Source organism: Agromyces sp. Soil535, from assembly GCF_001428255.1.
In the GTDB taxonomy this organism is placed as follows: domain Bacteria; phylum Actinomycetota; class Actinomycetes; order Actinomycetales; family Microbacteriaceae; genus Agromyces.
This window is the reverse complement of record NZ_LMRW01000014.1, coordinates 38366-45408: the sequence shown is the minus strand read 5'-3', so window position 1 is coordinate 45408 and position 7043 is coordinate 38366. Positions and strand designations below refer to the sequence as shown.

Below are 7043 nucleotides of genomic sequence, written 5' to 3'. Positions count from 1 at the left end.
CGAGAGATTCCACCAGACCCTGTTCCGGTATCTCGACAAGCAGCCCCTCGCCGACACCCTCGAGCAGCTCCAAGCCCAGATCGACGACTTCGATCTCATCTACAACACCCAAAGGCCCCACCAAGCCCTTCCCGGCAGGATCACCCCGCAGTCAGCCTGGGACACGACACCCAAGACCGAAGCACCCCGACCCGCCACCCCGCACACGCCGCTGCCGGAACCCTCGSAGGAGATCCGGGTGAAGCTGGTCGGGAACACCGGTGCTGTCGAGTTCCRCGGCATCCGATTCGGAATCGGCCGCGCCACCGCCGGACACCGGGTCTGCGTCATCGACGCCGGGAAGACAGTGATGATCTTCGACCTGCAAGGCACACTCATCATCGAGCACCCCTGGCCCAAGCCCGGCACCAAGTACGTCAGCAACGGCCGACCCCGCGGRCGAGCCCGCCAAACCCTCTAACCGTCAGGGATGTCCTGATACATCAACTGTCAGAGATGTCCTGATGCAGAACCGTCAGGCATGTCCCGATACATCACAATAGCGAAATCCAGCGGGGCGCCAAGGCGTGCCCACATTCTGCCCACAACCGCGCCGCCACGATCCGGTCGCACGGTGATCACGAAAGGCCTGCTTGGCGCGTATTGATTGGGCACGCGATCCCGACCCCCGAGATTCCGCGGCATCCACGCGGACTGAAAATCGAAAGGTCACCGGATCGATGCCGGTCGGAGCCACATCGAAGACCCCCGGTTCGCCGGGGGTTTTCGGCTTCCACGGGGAGGCCACGAACCTTCACGTGGATCCCTTTGCCTTGCCCACACCTTGTGTGATTGCACTGTGATTGAGCGCGGTAGCAACGGCGTCGAGATCGTCGTCGAAAAGGTCGGCATGAACGTTGAGCGTCATGGCTGCAGATGCGTGCCTTAGCATGCGCTGGACAGCCTTAACGTTCGCCCCGCTGACACCGCGAGACAGGCTGCGGTGTGGCGGAGATCACTGTCATCGGACGCGATTGTTATGACAATCGCAACAGCGGGTACACGTGCATCTGCGCAGGAGATCACAACGGCTTCAGCCCAAGCGGGCAACGTCTTAGTCGAACTGGTTGTCAATCGCATCGACGCACACGAGAGAGGCCACATCTTCGCCAATCCTTGAGTGGCGGCGACCGTTGGACGGGCGCTCTTCGTCGGAGCGGGGGCTGAATGGGCTCTTTGGACTGTTGAGGCCCTCAACGTCGAGAAGACGACGAAGGACGCTCTCCTTCGCGCAGTCAAGCGAGAGGAAGACATTCAGCGTAGATCTTCGCGCGGCCAGTAGACGGGGGTCCGTGCCAGGCCGCATGTCGCGGACGTCTCACGCGCATCCGGAACTCCGCGAGCACGCAGCCGGCGGTATCGCTACTTTCATCTGGCATGGAGGAGGTGTAGACCGGAGGGTGGAGCGAAGGAGGACGGTCATGGCGACTTCGGCATCAGACACCGCTCCGGACACGATCGTGCTGATCCACGGTTTTTGGGTCACGCCTCGCAGCTGGGAGCACTGGAAGGCGCATTTCGAGGCCAAGGGCTACACGGTATTGGCGCCCGCGTACCCAGGCTTCGAGGTTGAGGTCGAGGCGCTCCGCGCAGATCCGACACCGATCGAGAAACTCCAGGTGCGAGAGATCATCGACATGCTTGAGAACCTGATCGGGAAACTCGACCGCCCGCCAATCATCATGGGCCATTCGGCCGGCGGGGCGTTCACCCAGATCCTGCTCGACCATGAATTCGGCGCGGCGGGGGTGGCGATCAACTCGGCGCCGACCGAGGGCGTGAAGGTCATCCCGCTCTCCCAGATCAAGGCCTCGTTCCCCATCCTGAAGAACCCTGCGAACCGGCATCGAGCGGTCGGCTTGACCCCGGAGCAGTGGTACTACGTGTTCGCGAACACGTTCAGCGAGGAGGAGTCGCTGGCACTGTACGAGCGGTACCACATCCCCGCCTCCGGCATGATCTTCTGGGGCAGCGCGCTCGCGAACATCCACCCTGGGAAGGACGACACCTACGTCGACTACCACAACGACGCCCGGCCGCCGCTCCTGTTCATCTCGGGGAAACAGGATCCTCTCTTTCCGCCGAAGGTGGGCCATTCGAATGTCAAGCACTACGAGTCGAACACTGTGACTGAGATCGTGGAGTTCGACGGACCGCATTTCTTGCCTGCGATCCCGGAGTGGGAGGCCATCGCAGACTTCGCACTCGACTGGGCCCTGAAGCACGCGACGTCCCGTTAAGCATCGCGGACGGGTCTCTCCCTCAGGCGTCTAGCCCCGACCCTTCACGAAGACGGTCGGGGCCATTCGTGTTCTTCACGCGCGCTGAGCGCCGCGCCAGGGCGTCGACTGCGCCTGGATGAATCGCCTCCGGTATTCGTCATCCCGGAAAATTGGCTCGCGCCGACTGCCCCCGAGCTCCCGCGTCCAGTCAGGGCTGCTCTAAGAGCCGACGTCGTCGAGCTCACGCCGCAGATACTTCGGAGCCTGCACGGGCCACGCGTCCGTCACTAGCTCGGCCACGATCGTCCCGCGTACGTCTGCAGGGATGCTGACGTGTCCCTCACGTCGTGCTCGATCGCCAACAGCCGATCCCCGTAGCGAGCCCTGAGCGCGTCGAACCCGATCGACTCGCCGCGCCGTCCCGGCCACCCGCTCTCCGGCCTGCATCGCGGCGGCGGCCAGCGCCAGGCCAATGCCCGAGCTGGCGCCGGTTATGCGCCACATCCTGATGTCGCTGGTCGTCGTCATGATCCTGACGCTACGGATTCGATCGCGCTCGAAGGCAAGCAGGCTTGGCGACCCCCAGCTCGTGCGAGCAGAAGGCGGCATCGAACGACGGACCGCCTGCGAGCAACGCACGCCGGATCGGTTGCGACTTCCGACCCCTTGGTGATATACATGTCATGTCATTAAATGATTCAACACATAAGAGAGCCGAGAACGATGAATTCGATACGCCGCGTGTCCGTGGTGAGCACGGGAACCGTCATGATCCGTCCAGAGCACGCAGAATCGGACGGCACACCGCTCATGTGGTGGCTGAACACGTCCCGTCGCTGGACGCAGCCTCGCCCGATCAACGTCTACGTCATCGAGCATGAGCGTGGCCTCGTGCTCTTCGACACGGGGCAGGATCGTGCGTCGGTCACCGAGCCGGACTACTTTCCGAGCGGCTTCGCAGGTCACATCTACCGGCGACTCGCCCGCTTCGAGATCGCGCCGCACGAGACACTGACCCGCCGGCTGGAACGTCTGGGATGCGACATCGCCGACGTGCGCGTGGTGGTGCTCTCCCACCTCCATCAGGACCACATCGGCGGATTGCCGGAGCTTGCGCACGCGAAGATCATCGTGCACCCCGCCGACTGGTCCGAGATCCATCGGAGGTTCGCGGCCGAGAACGGCTTCCTCACACGTCACATCGACCTTCCGGAACTCGAGTGGGAGTTCATCTCACCCAGCCCGGTCGACGACCCCGCGCTCGCGCCGTTCACGGCCGCCCACGACCTCTTCGGCGACGGAACCCTGACGCTCGTGCACACGCCTGGGCACACGCCGGGATCCATGTCGCTCCTCGCCCGGCAGGCCGGCATGCCACCGCTCCTCTTCGTCGGAGATCTCACCTACGATCGATTCCGCCTGGATGCCGAGAAGCTGCCGGGCGTCGGTCACCGACGCCGTCTCCTCGCCTCGACCAGGGCGGTGAACGAGTTCGCTCGGCGGAATCCGGGCTCGACGGTGCTCGCGGCCCACGACCCGGGTGCTGCGGCGGCGCTGTCAGCGGCCATGGGGCAGACGGTGGTCTCGTGAGGCCGGCCGAGCTCATCCGCTATTCGGTACTGGCGGCACAGCGCGAGGGGAACCGGTGGTTGAGTCGCGCGCTCCGCGAACTCGAACTCACGCCCTCGGCGTCAGAGGTGCTTCGCATCCTGGGCGACGACGGGCCGCTCACACTCAGCGGCGTGGGCGAGCTGCTTGTCTGCGAGAGCGGGACGAATCCGAGCCGGCTCGTCGACCGCCTCGTGGACGCCGGACTCGTCGCACGGGTACCCGCGCCGCATGACCGACGCCAGGTCCAGCTCAGTCTCACCGCGGAAGGACGCGCCGTGGAGGCTCAGGTCCGGGAGGTCGAGGCGACGCTCTACTCGAGGATCGACGCCGCACTCGAGGGCGTCGATGCGGGCTCGGTGATCGAGCTGCTGCGTCGACTCTCGGACGGCCAGCCCTCGGGCCACGCGCTGGCGAACCGCGTGGGAGTCGAACGGTCGATCCCATGAGGAGCACGGGGTCGAGACTCGTCGCGGCGCCCGCGGCCGCGGTCCGCAGTGTGCTGCTGAGCCCCACGACCTTGCCTGAGTGGAATCCGGCGTTCGTCGCACTCGGCGGTGCCGGCGCAGCCGTCGTGGGCGACGAACACCCGTTGACCGTACTCGGCGGGCTGCGCGGCGTCTTCACGTACACCGCGGTGCAACCTGCTCGCGTGGAGATGGAATGGCAGGTTCCTGGCCTCGCGGAGTGGTGCGCCTGGCAGCTCGAGGACACGCCGGAGGGAACCCTCGTCGTCCACGAAGTGGAGCGCCGAGGTGCCCTGGCGGTCGTGCTCGGCGGTGGGACCGCCGCACTCCCCGGGCTTCGGCTGCAACGGCTGGCCGACGTCATCAACCGTCGCGGTGCAGGTGGTGGTCCCGAAATCGAGATCCACACGTAGGGTGCGCGGGACAAAGACGTCGCCACTGTGACAGTGCGGTGAATCCTCGCTGAACTTCGTGGGGTCGGCCCCCGATCAGCTTGTCAACCCGTTTCCTAGCCCGGGCCCGCGCCCTAGCGTGGAAGTCGCCGTGGAGATGTCGAGAGGGGACACGTGCGCGTCGAGCGGTCGACCGGCCAGGGTTACCGGCCCGACATCCAGGGCCTCCGGGCGATCGCCGTGCTGCTCGTGCTGGTGTATCACTCGGGAGTCGCGCTGCTCCCCGGCGGTTACATCGGCGTCGATGTGTTCTTCGTGATCTCGGGCTTCCTCATCACCGGTCACCTCATGGCGGCGCTCGCTGAGCGGCGGCGGATCGACTTCGCGGACTTCTTCGCACGACGCGCGCGCCGGATCCTTCCCGCGGCGCTCGTAGTGGCCGCCGCCACCGTCGCTGTCGGGCTGGCGGTCGTGCCGCCGCTCGAACAGCCACGCCTCCTCGGTGACGCGGTCGCGGCGGTCCTCTTCGTTCCGAACGTTCGCTTCGCCGTCGAAGGTGCCGACTACCTCGCGGAGGATGAGCCGAGCGTGTTCCAGCATTACTGGTCGCTCGGAGTCGAGGAGCAGTTCTACCTGGTGTGGCCATTGCTCCTCGCCGCGGGATTCCTGCTGCTCGTCCACGCCCGGCGACGACGCGGGCCGCGTAAGTGCCTCCAGCGAACGGATGCCGCGCGGGCCTCAATCGTCGTCGCAGCCGTCGCCGTCCTCGTGATCGTAAGCTCCCTCGCTTGGTGCGTCGCGCAGTCGCAGGCCGCGCCCTCATGGGCCTTCTTCGGGATATCGGCGAGGGCATGGGAGTTCGCGGTGGGCGGGCTGCTCGCGGCGCTCCTTCGGCGCGCACCCGCGTGGCTCGACGGTGGCCTCGGCGCCATTGCGGGATGGGCGGGTATTGCGACGATCGCGGCGGCGGCCTTCGCGCTCACCGGGGACTTGGCGTACCCCAGCGCCTGGGCGGTGATCCCTGTCGTGGGGGCTGCCCTGGCGATCGCGGGCGGGGACGCCCAGCATGCAATCTCGCCGCGATCGGTGCTCGGCTCGCGTCCAATGGTCTTCGTGGGGGCGATCTCGTACTCGCTGTACCTGGTGCACTGGCCGATGCAGGCTCTCCCCCAGTCCACCCTGGTCACGGGCGGCGACCTGCCGGTGCCGGTGCGGCTGCTGCTCGCCGCGGCCAGCGTCCCGCTGGCGTGGCTCGTGTACCGCACGGTCGAGGCGCCATTCCGGCGGTCTCGTGGGAGCATCGCCCAGCCGCCTGGTCGCGCTATCACTGCAGGTCTCGCCGCATCCGTTGCGGTGGCCGTCGCGTGCCTGACGGTCGGGCAGATCGGACCGGCGCGCGACGTCGTCGGCCCGTCCGCCCCGCCGGCCGATGGGATCGAGGCACCCCGGCTGGCGCGCTCGCCTACGCCGACGGGTCCTGTGCCGGTCGACCTCGTGCCATCCCTTGCTGCGGCGGAGCATGACCTCCCCTCGATCTTCGAGACCGATTGCGAGCTCGGACGGGTGGGGACCGATTCGACGGGGTGTTCGTTCGGCTCACGCGGGCCGCGAGTGGTGACGTTCGGCGATTCGCATACCGCGCACTGGGTGCCCGCTTTCGAGGAGCTCGCAGAACGCGGGCTGATCCGGCTGTCGAACCACTCGAAGAGCTCGTGCCCGTCGGTGGACATCCCGGCCACATTCCGAGGATCCGAGGACTACCCCGAGTGCGATCGTTGGCGTACCTCCGTGCTCGAGCGGCTGCGTGCAGACCCGCCCGACGTCGTGGTGCTCGCGAACTACGCCGGCAGCGAGTTCGCGGTGCCCGACGGGGAGGTCGCCGAGCGGTGGCGGGATGGGCTGGAGCACACCATCCGGCTGTTACCGGATGAGACCTTCGTGGTCGTGATCGCTGAGACACCCGACCTGGGCTTCAACCCTGCGACATGCCTGTCGGTGCACCGCGACGACCTCTCCCCGTGCGCGCCGTCGCGGGCGGATGCATTGGCCGAGACGATCAGCGAGGCCGAGCTCGCCGCGACTGCGGCGACCGGGGCACGGCTCGTCGACCTGTCCGGATGGTTCTGCGACGCAAGGGCGTGCCCGCCGGTGTCGGGAAACGTGCTCGTGTACCGCGACAGCCACCACGTGACCGCCACCTTCGCACGCGCGATGGCCGACGTGCTCCGAGCGGAACTGGGGGTGCTGCCCACCCGCCCGACGGCAGCACGCCTGGCCGGACACGTCGGCTAGGGCAGACGCCCCGCGAACGCATG

At 66.8% G+C, this 7043-nt stretch carries 7 protein-coding genes and 1 pseudogene; 6 read left to right on the top strand and 2 right to left on the bottom strand.

The window, feature by feature from the left end; genetic code table 11:
• Positions 1 to 460, top strand: a 460-nt coding sequence (locus ASG80_RS24470; protein WP_235508302.1) for a transposase, incomplete at its 5' end; no start/stop codon positions are given.
• A 333-nt stretch (positions 461 to 793) separates the two neighbouring features.
• On the opposite strand, the pseudogene ASG80_RS24465 reads toward ASG80_RS24470, so the two are convergent.
• Positions 794 to 996 (bottom strand): annotated as a pseudogene (locus ASG80_RS24465) (site-specific integrase); the annotation flags it as partial.
• Positions 997 to 1331: 335 nt separating this feature from the next.
• On the opposite strand from ASG80_RS24465, the gene ASG80_RS12580 reads away from it, so the two are divergent.
• Positions 1332 to 2279: a carboxylesterase gene (locus ASG80_RS12580; protein ID WP_235508301.1), complete on the top strand. Its 948-nt coding sequence runs from the start codon at positions 1332 to 1334 to the stop codon at positions 2277 to 2279.
• A 201-nt stretch (positions 2280 to 2480) separates the two neighbouring features.
• Here ASG80_RS12580 and ASG80_RS12575 read toward each other — a convergent pair whose 3' ends face one another.
• On the bottom strand, positions 2481 to 2789 hold the full coding sequence (locus ASG80_RS12575; RefSeq protein ID WP_056731204.1) for a hypothetical protein: 309 nt from the start codon (positions 2787 to 2789) through the stop codon (positions 2481 to 2483).
• Between the two features lie 222 nt (positions 2790 to 3011).
• On the opposite strand from ASG80_RS12575, the gene ASG80_RS12570 reads away from it, so the two are divergent.
• The 4 genes from ASG80_RS12570 to ASG80_RS12555 all read left to right on the top strand — a co-directional run bounded on the left by ASG80_RS12570 (position 3012) and on the right by ASG80_RS12555 (position 7020).
• Positions 3012 to 3851 carry an MBL fold metallo-hydrolase gene (locus ASG80_RS12570; RefSeq protein WP_200952558.1) on the top strand — a complete coding sequence of 280 codons (840 nt, stop codon included), beginning with the start codon at positions 3012 to 3014 and terminating at the stop codon, positions 3849 to 3851.
• Positions 3848 to 4318, top strand: a complete 471-nt coding sequence (locus ASG80_RS12565; RefSeq protein ID WP_056731199.1) for a MarR family winged helix-turn-helix transcriptional regulator — start codon at positions 3848 to 3850, stop codon at positions 4316 to 4318. Before ASG80_RS12570 ends, ASG80_RS12565 begins: the two co-directional genes overlap by 4 nt.
• Positions 4315 to 4749, top strand: a complete 435-nt coding sequence (locus ASG80_RS12560; RefSeq protein ID WP_056731197.1) for an SRPBCC family protein — start codon at positions 4315 to 4317, stop codon at positions 4747 to 4749. The genes ASG80_RS12565 and ASG80_RS12560 overlap by 4 nt, the downstream gene beginning before the upstream one ends.
• Before the next feature lie 153 nt (positions 4750 to 4902).
• On the top strand, positions 4903 to 7020 hold the full coding sequence (locus ASG80_RS12555; protein WP_056731195.1) for an acyltransferase family protein: 2118 nt from the start codon (positions 4903 to 4905) through the stop codon (positions 7018 to 7020).
• Positions 7021 to 7043: the final 23 nt, after the last annotated feature.

Bases quoted from the DNA above. Each gene is read 5' to 3' on its own strand.
- ASG80_RS12575 (WP_056731204.1), bottom strand. From the start codon at position 2,789: ATGACGACGACCAGCGACATCAGGATGTGGCGCATAACCGGCGCCAGC.
- ASG80_RS12560 (WP_056731197.1), top strand. From the start codon at position 4,315: ATGAGGAGCACGGGGTCGAGACTCGTCGCGGCGCCCGCGGCCGCGGTC.